Source organism: Myxococcales bacterium, from assembly GCA_016706225.1.
Lineage (GTDB): Bacteria > Myxococcota_A > Polyangia > Polyangiales > Polyangiaceae > JADJKB01.
The window spans coordinates 215,447-234,942 of record JADJKB010000024.1 but is presented as its reverse complement, the minus strand read 5'-3'; the positions used below and the strand labels follow the sequence as shown (position 1 = coordinate 234,942).

Sequence of the window (19,496 nt, the reverse complement as noted above, 5' to 3'; positions counted from 1 at the left end):
CGCGAACGCCGGCTCGCGGCACGGCTTCGAAATGGCCGCGCCCGATGCCGGGTTGGCAGCAGCGCTCGGGCTAGGGTACGTCCTCGGTTGTCATGACCCGCGAAGCCGAGCTCGTCGCCACCGCCAGTCGTTACCTGTATCCGAACTACCGCCAGCCGCCGCTGGTCATCGAACGCGGCAAGGGGCTGGAGCTCTGGGATAAGTCGGGCAAACGCTACCTCGACATGCACGGCGGGATCGCCGTCAGCACCCTCGGCCACGCGCACCCGCGGCTGGTCGAGGCGATCTCGAAACAGGCCGCCGAGGTCATTCACCTCTCCAACTATTTCTACAACGAGCCAAACATCTTGCTCGCCGAGCGTCTGTGCCGCCTGACCGGCATGGCGCGCGCGTTCTTCTGCAACTCCGGCGCGGAAGCGATGGAGGGCATGCTGAAGCTGGCGCGCCGCCATTTCTTCAGCCGCAACGAGCCGGATCGTTACCGGGTCATCGCCTTCGACAACTCGTTCCACGGCCGCACCCTCGGCGCCCTGGCCGCGACCGGGCAGAAGAAGTACCGCGACGGTTTCGGACCGCTCCCGGGGATCACCCACGTGCCCTACGGCGATGCGGCGGCCGTGCGCGCCGCCATGGGGCCGGACGTGGCTGGGATCTTGTTCGAGCCGGTTCAAGGCGAAGGCGGAGTGTTGCCGGCGCCCGCCGGCTTCGTGGCCGAGCTGCGGAGGATTGCCGATGAGCACGGCGCGCTGCTCCTGGCCGACGAGATCCAGACGGGCATCGGTCGCACCGGAAAGTTCCTGGCGGTTCAGCACGACGGCGTCGTGCCGGACGCCGTGTGCCTCGCGAAAGGACTCGCCGGCGGAGTGCCGATCGGCAGCATGCTGTGCCTCGCCCACCTCGAGAACGTGCTCCCGCCCGGTAGCCACGGCTCGACCTTCGGCGGCAACCCCCTCGCCTCTGCCGCAGCGCTGGCCGTGCTCGACACGCTGGAGACCGAACACATCATCGACAACGTGAACGCACGCGGCGACGAGCTCAGCGCGGGGTTGAGCCGGCTGGCAAAGACTCACGAGCGCTTGATCACCACGTCACGCGGTCGCGGGTTGCTGCAAGCGCTGATCTTGAGGGACGGCATCGACCCTCGGGCGATCCTCGAACAGCTGCGGGACGCGGGGCTCTTGCTCAGCATCGCCGGCGCGGCGGGCCTGCGTTTCTCGCCACCGCTCGTGGCCACCAAAGCCAACCTGGAAGAGGCCCTCGGGATCGTGGACCGAGTGCTGGGAGCGCAGCCGTGATCCGACATTTTCTGTCTCTGTCCGATCTGGGCCCGGCCGGACTGATCCGGCTCCTCGACGCCTCGGACCGCTGGAAAGAGCGACGCCACCAGGCGAACGCACCGCGACACCTCGCTGACCAGTCCGTGGCGCTGGTGTTCGAGAAGGCGTCGACCCGCACCCGTATCTCACTGGAGGTCGCGGTGGCGGAGCTCGGAGGTCATCCCGTCGTGGTGACGGCCCAGGGTTCGCAGATGGGACGCGGTGAACCCATCGCCGACATGGCGCGTGTGTTGTCGCGCATGGTCCACGCCATCACCTTCCGCACCGCTGGCGAAGAGCGCCTGCTCGACATGGTGAAACACAGCTCGGTGCCGGTGCTCAACGCGCTCACCGACCAGAGCCATCCGATGCAGCTGTTGGCCGATCTGATGACGGTGCGGCGGGTCAGGGGCAAGCTCGCCGGGCTCAAGTTCGTGTGGCTCGGGGACGGCAACAACATGGCCAACTCGTGGATCGAGGCCGCGGGACTGCTCGGGCTCGACCTGACCCTCGCGTGCCCGGAGGGTTACGACCCGAGCGGGGAGGAGCTCGACCGGGCCAGGGAGCGCGGCGGGCGCATCGAGGTCGTGCGCAGCCCGAAGGCTGCGGTCGAGGGCGCCGACGTCATCAGCACGGATGTGTTCGCGAGCATGGGGCAGGAGGCCGAGCAGCAGAAACGCATGGCCGACTTCCAGGGTTACCTGCTCGATCAAAAACTCCTGTCCGGTGCTGCGAAAGAGGTCGTTGTGCTGCACTGCCTGCCGGCACACCGCGGCGAAGAGATCGCCGACGACGTGATCGAAGGACCGCGCAGCTTCGTGTGGGACGAAGCCGAGGCTCGTTTGCACACCGCCAAGGCGGCGCTGGTCTGGTCGATGGGTATCGATGAGTGAGCAGGCCCGAGCGGAGAGACCCTCGGAGCCCCAGGCCGGTCCGCGGGTGAGGCCCGTGCGCTGTGCGGCGTGCGGCACCCCCGTCGATCCGCTGCGCGCCGCCCGGGTTGCAATCTTCAACGACAAATTTCGCTATTTCTGCAGCGCAGAGTGTCGCGAGCACTACGACCCGGCATCTCGCGAGACTCCGCTACCGGTACCCAAACGGCGCCGTACGCCCACGCCGCCGACCGCCGTGGTGGCCACACGGCGAGAGGCCAGCGAGGCACTCGACCAACGTCGGCAGGTCGCCGCGCTCGCGGACGTGACGACCGCGGAGCTCACGCCTGCCTACGATGCCAGTCACCTCGAGACGCTCTCGGATCCAGACGCCGATCCTCACGACACCGCACCCGCGGCTCGGCTCGAGACGCCTGATCTCGCAGGTCCGACCGAAATTGGCTCTTTGCTCCTCGGGCTCAGCATCGCCGGAGGCCTGCTCTCGGTCGCCTTGAGCCTGGCCGGCAGCTCACCCGGCGCGCTCAGCGCACGACTCGTCGTGGTGTGTGTCGCGGCGGCCGCTCTGATCGCGGAGGGGGTGACGCGCGAACGAGAGCCAACCGAGGCCCATCCCGGCGCCCTGCTCGCGGCCCCGATCGCCGCGGTGGCCATCGCCATCGTGGCTCGCGTCGCAGGCGCCAAAGAAGGCAACTCGGCCGCGACGCTGGCAGGTGTAGTGCTCGCCTGCGTCGCCGGCGGGATCTGGATCGCTCGACGGGCGCGCCGCCCGTTCGATCTCGAACGCCTCATGATCGCCGACGCGCTTTCGAGCCCGGGTCGGCGGGTGATCGGCGACGAGACAGCCAGTGTACGCGCGCTCGATCTCCGGCCGGGGGAAGAGATCGTGATTGAAGCTGGGGAGGTCGTGCCGGTGGACGCGACCATCACCGCCGGCAGCGGCGTGATCGCACCTTGGCTCGGCTCGAAGTCCAGCACGCCCCGCGGCGAAGGAGATCACATCGTCGCCGGCGCGACCGTGCTCGAAGGCCGGCTGCGGGCCGTCGCGGCGTGGACCGGCTTCGATCGTGCCTGGATGCGCGTCACCAATGACCCGCGCCGCCGCGCCGATCTCTTCTCGTCCGGCGCCCGCGTCGGACGCCTGACCGCGGAGCGCGCCGCACCTCTGGCCGCGGGCCTCGCAGCGCTGGCGGGTTACGCTGAGGACCAGTCCACCCTGACGATCGCGATGTTCGCCGTAGCCGCCCAGTGTGCGCTCGCGAGCGCGGGCGTGGCCCAGGTCGGTGCGCTGTCGGTGATGGACACCGTGCTCGGCGCCTTGCGCCGGGGCATCGTCTTTCGCTCCGCCGAGGCCCTCGACAAGGCCGGGCGCGTCTCGGTCGCCGCGTTCTGCGCTCGCGGAACGCTCCTGCTCGGCGAACCGGAGGTCGCGAACGTGGAACCCATCGGCGGCGTGGAGCCCGAGCGAGTGCTGGCTCTGGTGGCCGGCGCCGAGAGCGGCGCTGTCAATCCGGTCGCAACCGCAGTCCTTCGGGCCGCACGCGTGCGAGGTGTTCGGCCCGACGGCGTGCGCAGTCACAGCGTGCAGCCCGGCCTCGGCGTGACTGCGGTTGCCTCGAGTGGACAGCCCCTGGTGGTCGGGAGTCGAGCGTTGATGCTCAAGGAGCGGATCTCGGTTGCGACCGCTGAGCCCAAGATCATCGAGCTCGAGGCCATGGGCCGCGCCGCCATCTTGGTCGCGCTGGGTGGTCGCCTGGTGGGTGTGCTCGGCCTTCAAGACGGCCTGCGTCCCGGCGCGCGCGCGGCCGTGCAGCACCTGCTCGACGTTGGGGTGGAGCCCGTATTGCTCTCGGGTGATGCGCGCGAGACCTGTGAGGCCATCGGCCGCGCGCTGGACATCGAGCACATCCGCCCGGAGGTCTTGCCGGCGGATCGCGGGGACGAAGTGCGCCGCCTCGCGGACGGCGGAGCAACGGTGGCGGTGGTTGGGCGCAGCCCGGGCGACGACATCGCCCTCGGCGCCGCTGATGTGTCCGCCGCGCTGAGCTCTGCCGGTTCGAGCACCGCCGAGTGGGGGATCCAGCTGGCGAGCGACGATGTGAGAGATGCCGCGTACGCCGTACGTCTGGCACACCGCGCCAAGAGCGAGGCCCGGCTTGGCCTCTTGCTCACGCTGATCCCGGGCGTCGCGGGCGCGCTGGGGGTCGCTTTTGCGCTGATTCCGCCGGCAATTGCGCCGCTCGCGGCGTTGCTCGGTACGATCGCCGCCTTGTTCCGGCTTCGAGCGCGAGAGGGCTGACACCCGCTTGACCCCACGGCTTGCGGGCGCGATGTAGTGGGAGTGAAGCGAGGGGAACCAGCCGCCGCAAGCGAGGCACGCGAGCCGGACCGTGAGCGCTTGCGCGCAGAGCTGACGACGTTCATGGAGCAGCGTGGGCTGCGGAGCACCGGGCAGCGGCGGGTGATCATCGAGAAGCTGTTCGAGTCTTCGGACCACGTGACCATCGACGAGCTGCTCGAGGCAGTGCGAGCCGACGATCCACGCGTGGGCTACGCCACCGTCTATCGCACCATGAAGCTACTCGCCGACGGCGGGCTCGTTCACGAGCGCAAGTTCGGCGATGGGTTCACCCGTTACGAGCTCGCGGACCACCAGACCCACCACGATCACTTGATCTGTCTGGACTGCGGCAAGATCACCGAGTTCGAGGAGCCCGAGATCGAGGATCTCCAGGATCGCATCGCGGCCCGTCACGGGTTCGTGGTGCAGCACCACAAACACGAGCTCTACGGCTCGTGTGCGGAATGCAACGCAAAACGTGAGCTCAAACCAGCGCGCGCGCGGCCCGGCAGTCGCTGACCCGCTCGTCGGTGACCAGCCTGTCGCAGGCGAAATCGCCCGCGTGCCTGGGAGCCTCGGCCAGAAGCTGGAACGAAAACGCGACCACGATGCTCGTCGCCGGCGGGCACACGTCGGGCAGAGTCACGTCGTAAAATCCAATACCGTATCCGATGCGGTAACCGTCCGCGGAGACCGCCAGCGCCGGCACGATGACCACATCGACGTCCCCGCGGCCGGCTTCCTCGGCGTCCCTTGGGGGTTCGGAGAACCCGCGCCCGCGCCGCGCCAGCGTGCCGACGTCGGTAACACGGCGAAAGCCCGTGTGATGCCCGGTCTCGGTCGGGGTCATGAACGGGTAGAACATGCGTTTGCCCTGAGCCCTCAGCTGCTGGTCCAGGAGCGTGAGATCGACCTCGTGTTTCTCCGGCATGGGCCAGAAACTGGCAACGCTCTTGGCCGCGCGGATTTCCGGCAGGTCGACCAGGTGAGCAACGATTCGAGCGCTGCGCCCGGCGATGGCGGCTTCCGGCAGCGCCTTCCTCAAGCCCAGCATGCGCGTGCGGATCTGGCCTTTGGCCTGCGCGATCAGCGCTTCGACCTCGATCTTTGCGAGCTCGGCCACACGGCCCTCATATCACGGATCACGAGTCATCCCGCTTCTTGGTCCGACACGACTCGTGGCAGATTCCCGGCGAGATGCGCGTCGTCGCCGTCGTCCCAGCTTATTTCGCGCGTCGCACGGTGGGCGACGTGGTCAGCGAGCTCGTGCGTGAATGGCCGGAGACCGCAGGTCCTCCGCAGGTGATCGTCGTCGACGACGGCTCGCGCGACGGCACCGCTGACGCGGCACGGAGCGCCGGAGCGTACGTGGTTCGCCACCCGCGAAATCGAGGCAAGGGCGCCGCGCTGCGCACCGGCTTCGAGCGCGCCCTGGGTCTGGGCGCGGAATTGGCGGTCAGCGTCGATGCTGACGGGCAACACCCCGCCGCCGAGGCCGTTCGACTGGCCACACATCGGGCACCGAGCGACGCCTTGGTGCTGGGAGTGCGAGACTTGATCGCCGCCGGAGCACCCGTGGCCAACCAGCGCTCGAACGCAATTTCCAACTTCTTCTTGTCGCGATTCACCGGGCTCGCGCTGGCAGATACTCAATGCGGCCTGAGGCGTTATCCTCTCGCCCGCACTCTCGCGCTCGGCTCGCGCTCCGACGGTTACGCCTTCGAGGCCGAGGTGGTCTTGCGCGCCGCCCGGGCCGGCTGGCTCATCGTGCAAGAACCCGTGCGGGTGTTGTACCCGGCCGATCGCAGCACGCATTTCCATTCGGTGCGTGATCCTGCCCGCATCGTCCTCCGGGTCGTCGCCACGTTGCTCACACGCAGCGAGGGAACGTGACGCGCGCCCGACGTGCGCTCCGCGTCGCCGGGTATGGACTCCTGGGCTGCGTGCTGGGGCTCACGCTCGCGCATTTCGCCATTCAACGCGCCGCCCGCCTGGAACCACCGGCGGTGGTGATCGACGAGCAACCGATCCGTGAGCTGGCTCCGGGAGTCACGGCCCTCGGCAACTCGAGCGTACGCCGCGAGGGCAAACTCTGGATCGTGCACTTGGCCGGCTCTCCGGAACAGATCGGCTTTTCCCAGGCACGATTGCTACGGGACAGCATGCGGGCCAACGAGGGGGTGTTGCTCGACGAGTTTCGCCGCACCGTGCGCCCGGCGCCGGCGCGCTGGTTGCTGCTCGATCTCGCACAGCTGCGCTACCGCCACGTGGATCAGGGTTTTGCACCAGAGCGACGGCGGGAGCTCGCGGCAGGCGCCCTAGGATTTGCGCCGGACCCGTTCAGCGATCTCTTCCCGACCTATCAACGTTTCGTCTACCTCAACGCGCTCTACGACATGGCGCTGTCGTTCGAGCATTCTCCTCTCATCGGCTGCACCACGTTCACGTTCACGGGCGCAGCGGCCAGCGAGGGTCACGCCCTGCTCGGACGCGCCTTCGACTTCGACGTCAACGACGTGTTCGACGACGACAAGGCGGTGTTCTTCGTGCGGGAGAACGGCGCGCTGCCGTTTGCGTCGGTAGCCTGGCCCGGACTGCCGGGGGTCGTCAGCGGAATGAACAGCGAGGGGCTAGCACTGGTGGTGCATGGCGGACGTGCGGGTGAGCCGCAGGCCATTGGTGAGCCGGTGGTTCATGCGTTGCGCCGCGTGCTCTCCAGCGCGCGAACGGTGGACGAAGCCCGCGCAGCCTTCGCCGCGCGAGAACCCATGGTGAGCCACCTCGTGATCGCGACGGATGCGAGCGGGCGTGCCGTGGTCATCGAGCGGGTGCCCGGCATGCCGCCGCATCTGCGTGACCTGCCGGCGCGCGCAGCAGTGACCAACCACTTCGAGGGACCCGCGGCGAACGACCCGAAGAACCAGACCGTGCGGTCGGCGACCTCGACCCTCGTGCGCGCCGCGCGGGGCGCGGAGCTGGTCGCCGAGCTGGATCACCCGGCGACGGCGGAGGACACGGTGCGACTGCTGCGCGACAAACGTGCGGTCGGGGGTCAGCCGCTGCCGGCGGGGGATCGCCGAGCCATCGACGCGCACATCGCCACCCACGGGGTGGTCTTCGACTCAGGACGCCGTCGGCTGTGGGTGAGTGAGGCCCCGCATCTCTCCGGGCGCTTCGTCGCCTTTGATCTTGGCGACGAGTTTGCCGAGCCGCCTCGCCCCCCGGTTGGTGCCCGCCCATCGATCCCCGCGGAAGCCGGGGGCCAAGAGCGCTGAAAAGAGCCCTGCAGCTTGTTTCAGACCGTGGCGAACGCGGCGTCCGGGATGTCGAGCGCGCTCGTATCACCGGACGCGAGCATCTTCGCCGAGGCGATGATGCCGGGCAGAATCTGGTGGGCGAAGAAGATCGCCGCGTGCTTCTTGCCCTCGTAGAAGGCGTGGTCGGGGTCCGACTCGGCGAGCGCCTTCTGAGCGTCCACCGCCACCACCGCTCCGTCGAGCAAGAGCCAACCGATCGTCAGCTCGCTCATCATGGCCAGGAAGCGATTCGCGACCAGCGGCACGCGCTCGGCCGCGCCGCCCTGGAACCAGGCAAGGAGCTGCATGACGGAGCCGGCAACGGCTTCTTGAGCGAGCGCCAGGTGCGCGACGCTGGGGCCGAGAACCGGGTGTTCACGATTCTTCTCCACGAAGGCCGAGACGTCGCCCAAGAAACGTTGGGTGTTCTGGCCGCCCGCCTGGCCCAGCTTGCGCGCGACCAAGTCGAGCGCCTGAATGCCGTTCGTCCCTTCGTAGATGCTGAAGATCTTCGCGTCGCGACAGTGCTGCTCGACCGGATAGTCTTCAGTGTAGCCGACCCCACCCATGACCTGAATCGCCATCTCTGCCACGCGGAACGCGATGTCGGACGAGTAGGCCTTGACCAGCGGCGTGAGCAGCTCGGTCTGCCCCTGGTGGTAGAGCGCCGCTTCGTCGTCCTTGCCGGCCAACACCGCAGCCTGGTCGAGGTGTGCGGTCGCCTTCACGATCAGCGCCCGCACACCCTCCACGTGGGCCTTCATCCAGAGCAACATGCGTCGCACGTTCGAGTGCTCGATGATGGCCACGCGCGGTGCGTCGGGGTCCTTCCAGTTCTTGGCGCTCGCGCCTTGTTTGCGCTCTTTGGCGTAGTCCAGAGCGGACAAATACGCCGCCGACGCGATGCCGAGGCCCTGCAGACCGACACCGATGCGAGCATAGTTCATCATCTTGAACATCTGGCGGATGCCCTGTTGCTCCACCGTGCCGCAGAGCTCCCCGATGCACTGGCCATCATCACCGAACTGCAAGAGCGCGGTCGATGAGCCCTTGATGCCCATCTTGTGCTCGATCGAGAGGCACTTGACGTCGTTCGAATCACCCGAAGCCCCATCGGCTTCGACGCGACGTTTGGGAACGATGAACAGAGAGAGGCCCTTCGTGCCTTTGGCCGCACCCTCGGTGCGCGCAAGCACCATGTGGACGATGTTCTCCGTCAGATCTTGATCACCACCGCTGATGAAGATCTTCGACCCGTTGAGGCTGTAGGTGCCATCGGCGTTCTTCTTGGCGAAGGTGGCCGCCGCGCCGACGTCCGAGCCGGCCTGCGGCTCCGTGAGACACATCGTGCCGGCCCACTCGCCGCTGAACATCTTCTGGCAGTAACGTTCACGCTGCTCCGGCGTCCCGAACGCTTCGATGAGATCCGCCGCGCCGATGGTCAGGCCTGGGTACATCTCGAAGGCGGTGTTCGAGCCGCTGGTGAGCTCGGTCGTGAGCGCGGCCAGCACTCGCGGCGCCCCTTGACCGCCAAATTCGGGAGGGACCGCCAGGCTCTTGAAGCCGCTCTCGTAGGTCTTCTGCCAGGCCTGCTTGAAACCCGTGGGTGTCACCACCTGGCCGTCTTCGATGCGACAACCCTCCTGGTCGCCCACGGCGTTCAGCGGCCCGGTCACCTCGGTGACGAAGCGGTAGACCTCCGAGAGCGTCAGCCGAACCTCTTCTTCACCCCAGTCTTGGTAGGGTTCGCGACCGAGCAGCTCGCCGAGACGAAACTGTTCGAACATCACGAAGTTCAGCTCGCGGAGGTCAGCCTTGTATCGGTTCTGGGGAAGGGACATTGCTCATCACTCCTCCCCCCAAAACACGTAGACACAGGGAAAATGGCCTCGGCGGGGCTTGCCGCACCGCGTTGATGTTCACTTTGACGCAAAGTGTCGAGACCCGCAAGGGGGGCTCAGTATCCGCCGGAAAAGTCCGACTGGATGCCAGCCCAGCCCAAGCGCAGCTCGAACATCTGCGTGCCCATCAGCTCGCGGTAACCAGCGCCGACCACCCAGCCGTTGCGACGCGACGAGTAGGTGCCGCCCGAGTCGCGTGCGGCCAGAACCAACGCCAGGCCCGCGCTCAGCTCGTCGCCGAAGAGCGTGTTTGGAGAACCGGCTTGGCGTGCGTCGGAAGCGACGACCCAGGCGTTGTGGGCCCACACGCTGACCGACATCCACTCCGCCATGTCCCACCCGACATACAGCTCGACCGGGAAGAGCAGACCGAACGGAACGACCGTGGTGATGCCGTCGATGCCGGGACCCGAGCTGACACCGATGACCAACCTCTGCCCGATGGGCACACCCGCCCCGATCAGCGATTGAACGTTGTAGACGAATCCTTGGCTGGCACCGAGACCGAGATCCAGGCCGCCGAAGATCCCGACCGGATTCGCCTCTCCGAGCACACGCATGTCGAAGGCCAGCGCCGTGGCGAAGTGTGTGCCGCCGAGGGGCTCTGCGTCGTGCACGTAGTCGGTCTTCAGGTTCAGCTGAAAGTCGTTCATCGCCCGCAGCTCGAGCGAGCGATCGGAGCGCTCGGCCGGCGGATTTGCCAGCCGCGCCGCGCCGAGCTCGTCGAGCCAGCCGAAGGGCAGGGTCGCCGGCTCGATGGTCTCTACGCCCTCAGTGCGCAGTGAGATCTCGACCTTGACGATCTCGGACCTGCTCTCGATGTCGTGCACGCGGCGCTGGGCCTGCACGATGGCGTTCGCCGTCCGCGCGTTCACCCCCTCCAGCGTGAGCTTCTCGTTGACGCTCCTCGCGATGGCGCCGAGTCGTGCCCTTCGCTCGCGAGCGACCAGCAGCGAACGGACGAGCGACTGCGCGTCGGAAAGGCGACCCGACTCGTCGGACGTGGTGACGGTTTCCCGCGAGAGCTTCCCCAGCCGGCGCAACGCTGCAATGAACGCGGCGTAACGCGCAGTCGGCACCTCCACGCTCGCGTACTGTTCGCTCGAGTTTGCGATTTGCCCGCCGAGCGATTTCGCAAGCTCTCCGATGCGCAGTTGGGCGTGGAGTCCGCGCTCGACGTGGAGCTGGACACGGCTGGTGCGCCACAAGCTCGGCTGCACGGCCAGCGTGGGGATCGCGGCCTGCTGGTCGGCACGGGCGGGCTCCGGACTACCGCCAAAGACCGCCAGGGCCAGGAGCAGGGACGCGCGGATCCTCGGTGCGACGGGCAACGTGCTGATTCCGGTGAGCAGTCTTTCAGAGCCGTAGCGGGAGCGCAATCACGACACCGCTAGGGTCGAGGTTGCTATCATTGGACTCACCGATGAGCGGCACCTTGTCGACCGTGGTGGTGCGTGCGCTGCTCGACGCGCTCGAGCAAGCGGGGGCTGATCGCGCCGCTTTGCTGGAGAGCGCCGGACTCAGCGCCGAAGTGCTCGCAGACGCGGAGGCTCGCGTCGATGCCGCGCTCGCCTTTCGGCTCATGGACCGCGCGCCGGAGCTCACCCACAACGAGTTGTTCTGCCTCGAAGCTGCGGCCGCCATTCCGCTCGGCGCCCTCGAAGTCCTCGACTTCACCATCCGTTCGTCCGCCACGCTGCGCGAGGCCATCGAGCGCACCATCCGTTATTATCCGCTGGTCGACGACCGCACCTCCCTGATGCTCGAGCGCCATGCTGAGGCGGCGGTCTTGATTGGAAAGAACTGCAGCCTGCCCGCGGCACCCCGCCCGGCGACCGAGCTCTTGTTCGGGCTGGTGCTGGCGCGGGGCAAGCAGCTGACCGGAGTGAGCTGCCCGCTCCGCCACGTCCGCTTCCTTCAGGGGCCTCCGCTCGACGTGTCCGGGCACGAGCGCTTCTTCGGCGTCGAGGTGTCGTTCTCGCAAGCTCGAGACGAGCTGGAGTTCGACGCGGCCTGGCTCGATGCAGCTTGCCTCGCCGCCGACCCGGCGCTGTCGCGGTTCTTCGAGCGTTACGCCAGCGACTTCCTGGAGCGCCTGCGTGGGCCCGCGACGTTCGTCGACGAAGTGCGGGGCACCATCGCCCGCGAGCTCTCCGGCATGGAACCGACTCTCGACTCGACGGCGGCATCCCTGGGCATGAGTGACCGCACGCTGCAGCGGCGTTTGTCCGAAGCGAGCACGTCGTACAAGGAGCTGCTCGACGACGTGCGGCGGAGCGCGGCGCTGTCACTCCTGAAGAACCCCGGGGTCTCGATCGGCGAGGTCGGTTATCTGCTCGGTTTCGCTGACACCAGCACTTTTTACCGGGCTTTCAAGCGCTGGACCGGCAGCACGCCCGCCGAGCACCGACGCTCGAACTGAGCAGAGCGGCGTCTCTCGCTAGCCGCCTGCCCCGAGCTGCCGTAGCTCGGTCGCATGAAACGTATCGAGGGACGGATCGCACTCGTGACCGGCGCTGCCGGTGGCATCGGCCGTGCGACGGCAGTCCGCCTGGCAGAAAAAGGTGCACACGTCGCGCTCGCCGACGTGAACGAGAGTGGGCTCGACGAGACTCGCTCGCGGGTCGAGCGCCTCGGCGTGCGGGCGACGACGCACCTCGTGGACGTCGCCGATCGCGCTGCCATGGAAGATCTGGTTCGGCAGATCGAGAGCGCACACGGCGGCTTGCACGTGCTGGTGAACAACGCAGGGGTCGCCGTATCCGCCACCTTCGAAGATCACACACTCGAGGACTTCCAGTGGTTGATCGGGATCAACTTCTGGGGCGTGGTCCACGGTTGCAAGCTCTTCATGCCGCTCTTGCGCCAAGCAGACGAGGCTCACATCGTCAACGTCTCCAGCGTCTTCGGCCTGATTGGCATGCCGATGAACTCGGCCTACTGCGCCAGCAAGTTCGCCGTCTACGGGCTGAGCGAGAGCCTGCGCGTCGAGCTGTCGGACACACACATCGGTGTCACTTGTGTTCAGCCCGGTGGCGTGGCCACCGACATCGTCAAGTCCGCCCGCTGGACCGACGACCCGGCCGCCGCCGCACTGAGACCCCGCACCGAGCGCGCCTTCGCACGCATGATGCCGCCCGAGCGCGCCGCCAAGGCCATCGTGCGCGGGATCGAAAGGAACTCACACCGGGTGCTGATCACCCGCGAGGCCCACATGATCGACGCCGCGAAACGTGCGTTTCCTTCGTTGACGTCGGCTCTCGTGGCGCGAGGTTGGCGCAGGGCTTGGACAGGCATCGTCGGGCGTTGAAGGCTCCTGGGGCGGGCGGGCTCGCCACCGCCACGATTCAACCCGGAACGGGATAGACTGGTCCGATGTCCTACCTCGTTCGACTCGGTCCGGCCGTCGTCTTGACACACATGGTCGTCGCGTGTGGCGGTGACGACGGGAGCGCCTCCAACAAGAACCCTGGCACCGGTGGCTCCGGTGTCGACGGCGGCGGCGGGTGGCCAGGCGGAGGCAGCGGAGGTGCGGCGACCGGAGGCGCGGCGGGTTCGACCAGCGGGGGCGCGGCGGGCTCGACCAGCGGAGGCGCAGCCGGCGGCGGTGGTGCACCCGGCGGCGGCGGTGCACCCAGTGGCGGCGGTGCACCCAGCGGCGGCGGTGCACCCAGTGGCGGTGGGCCGGGGCTCGGCGTTCCACCGGGCGGCGCCGAAGATCCCAACTGCACCGGCCCCGGCGGCGAGGCGGGCACCAAGTGTGGAGGCATTGCGGACGCGCACGTCGCGAACGGCGTCAACGTCGGCTACTACCCGTACAAGATCACCACCGCGACGTCGCTCTTCACCTGCGACAACCGAGCCATCGAGACCCTGGCGCCCGGACAGGGTTTCGCGGTTCAGTCCAGCCGCAACCCATCTTGCTCCGACAACCCGCCGGTGCGGCCCGCGTTGAACGGTTACGTGTTCGGTTACGCGCGGGGCTCGGGCACGAGCGGTTGGGTTCCGACGAGCGCGCTCGAGTTCAACGGATACGCCGGGGGCAACTGCGCAGACGGACCTGCCAGCGCGGACTTCCAGGTGAAGAGCAACCCCCACGACGGCTGCAAGGCCATGACGTGCACGGGGAACGCGAGCTGTACTGCCACGAACAAGTCGACCGACGGTCAGGACGACTGCGGCGGCAAGACGATGAACGTGACCAAGACCGTGCTGCCGAACGACATGTATCTGCGGTATGCGCCGCTCTCGACCGCGATTCGTTACGTCCACAAGGGCGACAAGCTGAAGGTGCTGTACGAAAACCCGAAGGGCTGGTCCTTCGTCGAGGTATCAGCGACGACCTGCGTGACCCTCACGCCAAACGGGTCGCGGGGCTGGGTGATGACCAAAGAGCTGCAGTGACTGGGGCTCAGGGCGGAAACTCGAGCTTGCAGGCTTCGAGCTTCGCCTGATCAATCGGAGCTTCGTCGAGCTCGGGAGGCGTCAGAAACGGGGGGTTTTCGAAGTCGAACAGGTCCAGGAGGGCGGTCGCGTTGGCGTCCCGCCGCGTGAGGGCCGGCAGCTCGAAGAGCGTCTCGACGAAGCGCAGGATGCTGCTGTGGTCGTTCACCTGGTGCGAGACGTGGTGGGGCTTGGTGTAAGCAGAGACCGAGAACAGCGGGACGCGGAAGCCGAGCTGATCGAAGCCGCCCAGCTCGGCACCTTTCTTCGGAGCAATCTCGTCCGGCGCACAGGCCTTGGGCGGGGGCACGTGATCGTAGAGCCCACCGTGCTCGTCATAGGTGATGAAGATGGCGGTCTTCTTCCAGTACTGACTGCCCATCATGAGCTTCACGTTGTCGTGGATCCACCTCTGGCCCACCTGCATGTCACCCGGCGGGTGCTCGCTCGACTCGAGGGCGCCACCGGCTGAAAATAGCGGGTCGACCCAGGCCACCTGCGGGAGGGTGCCGTTCTCGACGTCCTTCGCGAACTCGGAGACGTCGACGACCTTGTCGAGGTTCTGGAGGATATCCGTGACGAACATCGCGCTGGTCGCCAGGTTGGTGCGGTACTGCTTCCAGGTGATGCCCGCGTCGTTCAACCGATCGAAGATCGTGTCGACCTCACCGCCCACCGGAACGTTATCGGTGTTGCCGAAAGAGGTGGCCGCGAAGTAATACATCCGGTTCGGCCAGGTCGGGCCCATCACCGAGCAGAAGTAGCGATCCGAGATGGCAAAGGTGCTCGCGAGCTGGTGGTAGAACGGCAGGTCGCTGGCATCGTAAAAACCCATGGCCCGGGCGCCCGTCGGGTCACTCGACTTGGCGTTGGCCTTTGCGAAGCCGTCGTTCTTGCCGTCGTTGAATGACTCGTGGCTCCCGTCCCACTCGTGGTTGGTGTCCGAGAAGCAGTACTTCTGCTGGTGCACGAACGGCACCGCGCTCCCGTCCGGCGCCGGGTTGCTGGTTCCCTCGGGCGCCACCTCCACGTCCGGCTGCCCAAACTCCGGCAGCTCCTGGAAGTAGTGATCGAACGAGCGATTTTCCTGCATGAACAGCACCACGTGCTCGAAGGGCAGACGTTTGCCGCGCATGCTGCAGCCGAGGGTCTCCCGGGGCAGCGCCCCCTTGCCGAACTCACACGACGCGCGCGCAGTCGAGCGCGCATCATTCGCGGGGTCGCAGTTCACTCGACCCGGCGGCGAGACGTCATCCGTCGAGGAGCAAGCGACTGAGAGAGCTGCCAAACCAATGAGGGTAGTGAGCCGCAAATTCATCGCAGCGCAGCATAGCAGCCATCGACGCGAGCTCCCGTGTCGGTGTCGTGACTCCTGTGAAAACTCTGCGCGGAAGGTGGCGCGCAGCGGGGAGGGTCGGTTAGAACGCCCCCGCCAACGCGAGCCCATAACCGTCTCGCCCCATCGGCGTCGGAGCGGCAACGACGGCGCGCGCCTCGCGCCGCGGCTTCGGCGTGCCGCCGGAGCTCGCGCCAACCAGCATCATCACGGCTCCGGTCGCCTGCAGGACGCCGTCCAGCACCAGCATGCCGCGCACCATCGGCTCGGCAACACACTTGCCCACGTCGCTGTCGAACTCTTTCTTCTGCTGGCTGTCGGCGCACGGATCCCGTCGTCCCGAGAGCGCCAGCCACGGACCGATAGCCGGCGCGGCCAACCACGCGCTCCCGTTGTCGAAGCCTTCCGACGCGCCGATCCCGAGCCCGGTTGCGTAGGGCAACCCGACCAGGATGGCGCCCACGACCAGGAGCGTCGACGACGCACCGGCGCTCGTTGCACCTTCACCCCCGTCCCTCATGGGCGAGCTTGGCGCAAACGCCGGCGCGAAGGTCGGTTGCGCCGCCGCGTACGGTCCAGCGGCGCTCGGGTAGTAGGCAGGTGCAGGCGGAGGCATGCGCGGAGCGAAGCCTGGCTCCGAGCTGCCATCACGCGCAGACGCCGCCGCGGAGGCGGCATCGGGTGCGGTGGTGCGCTCGACCGGCGGACGGGGTGCTGGCGCAGGGCTCGGCACGGCGGACGCCCGCGCGGGGGTGTCGGGGAACGCGGCGGACGACTGGCCAAAGGCCGGAACGGTCAGGGTCAACAGACCCGCCACGAGGAGAGGAGTGCGCATGAGGCAAGACAAACGCACGTTCCATGCCGCCAGGAGTGAGTCGAAAGGTTTTTGATCTCGTACACCTGCCAGTTGTGCCACTCGCCCGGTGTGCCAGCACCCACGACGGCGGCGACGCAGTTCAACGCACGAGCCCGAACCACGCCCCACCGCAGGCCAGCGCAAAAGCCAGGGGCGCCACTGCCAGACCGAAGACCGCCGTGACGGGAGCTGCAAGGGACACCAGGAGCACTGCCGTGATGATGGCGACTCCGGCTCCCATCGCAGGCTCGAGCACGCTGTGGGCCGAGCTCGCGCGCGCAACTAGGTAACCCGCCAGCGGGAAACCCGCCAACGTCGCGGCGCCGAGCAGCACCAGCGGACCGCTCGAGCGCACGTCGGCCTCGTCGGCGAGCGCGAAGTCGACACCGACCACATGCCCGACGTAGACGGCGCCTGCGAGGGCGACGAGCACGACACCGAGAGTGACCAGCGCGCCGATCGCGATCCAGTGCAGCATCAGCGGGCGATCACGTCGGGTCAACGCGCGGCTCATCGACCCCAAAGAGGGTGGCTCGGGGATGCTCGAGAGCAGCGCGGAGCCACGTGAATCCGGGGACGGCGCCACGTCTCGAATCGCGAGCCCAGCCACGAGCACCATGCAGAGAAACATCGGAATCGCGAGCACGAGCAGACCCGGACCGCGTCCGAAAACGATGTGATCGTACAGACCGTGGAGCAGCACGGCGGCGAACCACGCCACGACGAAGCGACGACCGCGCGTGAGGCGTTGATTACCGAGGGAGTAACCCCAGAGGCCGGCCAGGAACGGGTGCGCCGCCATGCCAACGAGCAAACGCACCGCCAGCACACTCGTGGGCGCTTCGACCCAGCCGATGCCGATGGTCTCCCCGGTAGCGAAGCCGGCACCGGCGCAGGCCGCGTAAGTGAGGCCGAGGCGCGGTGAGGACAGCGCGCGCATGCCAAAGAGCGGCCAGACCACCAGCACCTTGAGGCCCTCTTCGAGTGGGGCGGCGAGCAGGAAGGTCGCCAGGAGCGCGCCCACCGTGCCCACCTTCGTGGCGTCGAAGGACAGCTCGGAGAAAGCGAGGATCAGTCGCTCGACCCAGCCGGCGGTCAGCCCCGCGGCGACGCCACCGACGACCATCATGAGCGTGCGGCGGCGCGGAACGTGGGCGAGTCGGTTTACGCGGCGCCACAACAGCAGCGCGAACGCCAAGGGGACGGCGCCGACCAGAACGACGAGCAAGATGCGAGGCACGCGGGCTCGCGGAGGATATCAGGCCGGACGCTCGGGTCAGAAATGAAGTCCAGCGACCGCGGTCAGCGAGACGCCGGCGCCGATGCTCGAGCCGTCTGCCTCGTACGCCTTGGCGGCCGCTTCCTGACCCGTGCCGGTGGCCTGGAGCTTCGAGGGATCGACGCCGGGTCGCGTGAGAACCAACATCTCACCGGTCAAGTTCGCGCCGATCGAAAACGCGTTGGAGAGGTAGATGTCGAGCCCGAACCCGCCGCGGATGTTGTAACCCTTGATGTCGACGTCGGCGGAACTCAGGCTGCCGCCGAGGTTTCCGCTGTCGAACGCGCCCATCGAGGCGTAGCCGCCGCCGAAGGTGAAGTACGGCTCGACCGAACCGAGGGGGATGTGGATGCCGAGCTCGGCGTTCAGGGTCCAGATGTCCCACTCCGTGAACTGACCCAGGCGGAAGCGGGCACCAAGAGTGATGAACACCAGTCGCAATCCCAAGCCCGCGCCGTACATCAACCCAGTCTGTTTCGTCTTCACCGTGCCGGCATCGACGAGGTTGTTGGCTTTGAAGGTCTGGAGGCCCAGGTACTCGCCGCCGACCTCGGCGTTCAAATAAAAGAACTCGAGGCCTCGTCCCGAGTCTTCCTTGTCAGCTTTGTCGAGCTCGCGTTCCGTCTGCACGTTGGGCGCGTTGGGGTCCGTGGGATTCGAGCTCGGCGGGGCGAGACCGCCCGCGCTCATGCCGCTGTTCGGTTGTTGCGGCTGCTGCGGCTGCTGGGGATTGCTCCACGAATTGGCGGGCGGTTGCTGGGCCGGCGGTCCCCAGTTCTGCGCGGACGCGACCGCGGGGATGGCAAACACGACCAGAGCAGCGGCAGCGGCGGCGGCAGACGACTTCATCGCCGAAGAGCCTAGCCGTAACCCCTCAATCGCGCCAGCGCACCACGCGCGAGGGCAGTGACCGCTCGCCGACCTGTTCGCAGAATTTGGTGAACAGGTCGCGGGGCACGCCCTGCCATTCGAGGTCGTCGACACTCTCGCTGAGCGGGACGTCGAGACGGAGGGTCGCCAGCTTCTTGTACAGACGGGCGTCGTCGAGGTGATTCGAGAGCTCTCGACCGAGGGCGGCGGCTCCTCGCACCGCGACGTCCCACAGCGCGACGTCCGCGGGGATCGCGTCGAGCGTACCGTAGCGGGCGAGCACGACGGAAGCCGAGCGCGCGCCCCAGCGTGGCACTCCCGGAATGCCATCAGCCGCGTCGCCGACCAGCGCCAAGTAGTCGGGGATCGAGCCGGGCGGCACGCCAAAACGCTCGCGCACACCGGCGTCGTCCATCGACCGCCGACGTGCGCGGTCGAGACACACGACCCTCTGGCCGCGGACGCACTGCGCCAGATCTTTGTCGGGTGAGCAGATGACGATCTGCTCTACTCCAGGCGCGTTGGCGTGAAGCTGTGCCGCCGTGGCCAGCGCATCGTCTGCCTCGAACTCGACCATGGGCCAGACGACCAGCCCCAGAGCTCTCGCGGCATTCTCCACCAACTCGAACTGGGCAAACAGCTCCGCATCGATCCCTCTCCCGTCTTATAGCCGGCAAAGAGATCGTTGCGAAACGACTCGACGACGTGGTCGAAGGCACACGCCACGTGGGTGACCTCGGAGTCGCGCAAGAAAGCGTGAATGCTACTGAGGAAGCCCCGCGTGGCGCCTACCTCACGCCCACCCGGGTCGCGCGCGCTGGGAGTCCCGAACCAGGCGCGGAAGAGCTCGTAGGTGCCATCGATCAGGTGGATCTTCACGGTCGCCGAATTCTAGCCCACGACGCGCGAAGAGCGGGCTCCGCTCCCACAAAGACCACTGCGGCTCGGGTGATCAGGGTTGCGCTCGC

16 protein-coding genes and 1 pseudogene are annotated in these 19,496 nt (G+C 67.5%); 9 read left to right on the top strand and 8 right to left on the bottom strand.

From position 1 onward, the window contains the following. Nucleotides 1–92: 92 nt before the first annotated feature. From IPI67_36875 to IPI67_36860, 4 genes are all read left to right on the top strand, one after another. The gene (locus tag IPI67_36875) at nucleotides 93–1,295 is read left to right on the top strand and encodes an acetylornithine/succinylornithine family transaminase (protein ID MBK7585749.1); all 1,203 of its coding nucleotides are present in this window, start codon (nucleotides 93–95) and stop codon (nucleotides 1,293–1,295) included. After that, entirely contained in the window at nucleotides 1,292–2,209 is a 918-nt protein-coding gene (argF, locus tag IPI67_36870) for an ornithine carbamoyltransferase (protein ID MBK7585748.1), read from the top strand. Before IPI67_36875 ends, argF begins: the two co-directional genes overlap by 4 nt. 46 nt (nucleotides 2,210–2,255) lie before the next feature. After that, complete coding sequence (locus tag IPI67_36865) at nucleotides 2,256–4,505, top strand: cation-translocating P-type ATPase (protein ID MBK7585747.1); 2,250 nt, start codon at nucleotides 2,256–2,258, stop codon at nucleotides 4,503–4,505. 123 nt (nucleotides 4,506–4,628) lie between these two features. Beyond that, nucleotides 4,629–5,066, top strand: a complete 438-nt coding sequence (locus IPI67_36860; protein MBK7585746.1) for a transcriptional repressor — start codon at nucleotides 4,629–4,631, stop codon at nucleotides 5,064–5,066. Here the strand turns inward: IPI67_36860 and IPI67_36855 are convergent. After that, the gene (locus IPI67_36855) at nucleotides 5,032–5,670 is read right to left on the bottom strand and encodes a 5-formyltetrahydrofolate cyclo-ligase (GenBank protein MBK7585745.1); all 639 of its coding nucleotides are present in this window, start codon (nucleotides 5,668–5,670) and stop codon (nucleotides 5,032–5,034) included. The genes IPI67_36860 and IPI67_36855 overlap by 35 nt on opposite strands. Nucleotides 5,671–5,744: 74 nt before the next feature. On the opposite strand from IPI67_36855, the gene IPI67_36850 reads away from it, so the two are divergent. Together IPI67_36850 and IPI67_36845 are read left to right on the top strand one after the other, a co-directional pair. After that, nucleotides 5,745–6,440, top strand: a complete 696-nt coding sequence (locus IPI67_36850) for a glycosyltransferase family 2 protein (GenBank protein MBK7585744.1) — start codon at nucleotides 5,745–5,747, stop codon at nucleotides 6,438–6,440. Then, nucleotides 6,437–7,822 carry a hypothetical protein gene (locus tag IPI67_36845; GenBank protein ID MBK7585743.1) on the top strand — a complete coding sequence of 462 codons (1,386 nt, stop codon included), beginning with the start codon at nucleotides 6,437–6,439 and terminating at the stop codon, nucleotides 7,820–7,822. Before IPI67_36850 ends, IPI67_36845 begins: the two co-directional genes overlap by 4 nt. A gap of 20 nt (nucleotides 7,823–7,842) precedes the next feature. On the opposite strand, the gene IPI67_36840 is transcribed toward IPI67_36845, so the two are convergent. Both IPI67_36840 and IPI67_36835 read right to left on the bottom strand, forming a co-directional pair. Beyond that, nucleotides 7,843–9,684 (bottom strand): acyl-CoA dehydrogenase, encoded by a 1,842-nt coding sequence (locus IPI67_36840; GenBank protein ID MBK7585742.1) that lies wholly within the window; start codon nucleotides 9,682–9,684, stop codon nucleotides 7,843–7,845. Between the two features lie 116 nt (nucleotides 9,685–9,800). Continuing rightward, nucleotides 9,801–11,123 carry a DUF4349 domain-containing protein gene (locus tag IPI67_36835; GenBank protein ID MBK7585741.1) on the bottom strand — a complete coding sequence of 441 codons (1,323 nt, stop codon included), beginning with the start codon at nucleotides 11,121–11,123 and terminating at the stop codon, nucleotides 9,801–9,803. Nucleotides 11,124–11,167: 44 nt separating this feature from the next. On the opposite strand from IPI67_36835, the gene IPI67_36830 reads away from it, so the two are divergent. The 3 genes from IPI67_36830 to IPI67_36820 all read left to right on the top strand — a co-directional run bounded on the left by IPI67_36830 (nucleotide 11,168) and on the right by IPI67_36820 (nucleotide 14,148). Then, nucleotides 11,168–12,166 carry an AraC family transcriptional regulator gene (locus IPI67_36830; protein ID MBK7585740.1) on the top strand — a complete coding sequence of 333 codons (999 nt, stop codon included), beginning with the start codon at nucleotides 11,168–11,170 and terminating at the stop codon, nucleotides 12,164–12,166. Between the two features lie 54 nt (nucleotides 12,167–12,220). Then, nucleotides 12,221–13,054 carry an SDR family NAD(P)-dependent oxidoreductase gene (locus tag IPI67_36825; protein ID MBK7585739.1) on the top strand — a complete coding sequence of 278 codons (834 nt, stop codon included), beginning with the start codon at nucleotides 12,221–12,223 and terminating at the stop codon, nucleotides 13,052–13,054. 65 nt (nucleotides 13,055–13,119) lie between these two features. Beyond that, nucleotides 13,120–14,148: a hypothetical protein gene (locus tag IPI67_36820; GenBank protein MBK7585738.1), complete on the top strand. Its 1,029-nt coding sequence runs from the start codon at nucleotides 13,120–13,122 to the stop codon at nucleotides 14,146–14,148. Between the two features lie 7 nt (nucleotides 14,149–14,155). On the opposite strand, the gene IPI67_36815 is transcribed toward IPI67_36820, so the two are convergent. The 5 genes and pseudogenes from IPI67_36815 to IPI67_36795 all read right to left on the bottom strand — a co-directional run bounded on the left by IPI67_36815 (nucleotide 14,156) and on the right by IPI67_36795 (nucleotide 19,407). Next, entirely contained in the window at nucleotides 14,156–15,505 is a 1,350-nt protein-coding gene (locus IPI67_36815) for an alkaline phosphatase family protein (GenBank protein MBK7585737.1), read from the bottom strand. Nucleotides 15,506–15,605: 100 nt separating this feature from the next. Beyond that, a complete protein-coding gene (locus IPI67_36810) occupies nucleotides 15,606–16,358 on the bottom strand; it encodes a hypothetical protein (protein ID MBK7585736.1) in 753 nt (250 codons plus the stop codon). Nucleotides 16,359–16,479: 121 nt separating this feature from the next. Further along, nucleotides 16,480–17,619: a PrsW family intramembrane metalloprotease gene (locus IPI67_36805; protein ID MBK7585735.1), complete on the bottom strand. Its 1,140-nt coding sequence runs from the start codon at nucleotides 17,617–17,619 to the stop codon at nucleotides 16,480–16,482. Between the two features lie 36 nt (nucleotides 17,620–17,655). Beyond that, the gene (locus IPI67_36800) at nucleotides 17,656–18,507 is read right to left on the bottom strand and encodes a hypothetical protein (protein ID MBK7585734.1); all 852 of its coding nucleotides are present in this window, start codon (nucleotides 18,505–18,507) and stop codon (nucleotides 17,656–17,658) included. Nucleotides 18,508–18,532: 25 nt separating this feature from the next. After that, nucleotides 18,533–19,407, bottom strand: a pseudogene (locus tag IPI67_36795) (flap endonuclease). Between the last annotated feature and the right edge of the window lie 89 nt (nucleotides 19,408–19,496).

What these genes read in the sequence shown, in the direction of transcription:
- IPI67_36875 (MBK7585749.1), top strand. Translation starts at nt 93, where the DNA reads ATGACCCGCGAAGCCGAGCTCGTCGCCACCGCCAGTCGTTACCTGTAT.
- IPI67_36860 (MBK7585746.1), top strand. Translation starts at nt 4,629, where the DNA reads ATGGAGCAGCGTGGGCTGCGGAGCACCGGGCAGCGGCGGGTGATCATC.
- IPI67_36850 (MBK7585744.1), top strand. Translation starts at nt 5,745, where the DNA reads ATGCGCGTCGTCGCCGTCGTCCCAGCTTATTTCGCGCGTCGCACGGTG.
- IPI67_36840 (MBK7585742.1), bottom strand. Translation starts at nt 9,684, where the DNA reads ATGTCCCTTCCCCAGAACCGATACAAGGCTGACCTCCGCGAGCTGAAC.
- IPI67_36830 (MBK7585740.1), top strand. Translation starts at nt 11,168, where the DNA reads ATGAGCGGCACCTTGTCGACCGTGGTGGTGCGTGCGCTGCTCGACGCG.
- IPI67_36825 (MBK7585739.1), top strand. Translation starts at nt 12,221, where the DNA reads ATGAAACGTATCGAGGGACGGATCGCACTCGTGACCGGCGCTGCCGGT.
- IPI67_36820 (MBK7585738.1), top strand. Translation starts at nt 13,120, where the DNA reads ATGTCCTACCTCGTTCGACTCGGTCCGGCCGTCGTCTTGACACACATG.
- IPI67_36815 (MBK7585737.1), bottom strand. Translation starts at nt 15,505, where the DNA reads ATGAATTTGCGGCTCACTACCCTCATTGGTTTGGCAGCTCTCTCAGTC.
- IPI67_36810 (MBK7585736.1), bottom strand. Translation starts at nt 16,358, where the DNA reads ATGCGCACTCCTCTCCTCGTGGCGGGTCTGTTGACCCTGACCGTTCCG.
- IPI67_36800 (MBK7585734.1), bottom strand. Translation starts at nt 18,507, where the DNA reads ATGAAGTCGTCTGCCGCCGCCGCTGCCGCTGCTCTGGTCGTGTTTGCC.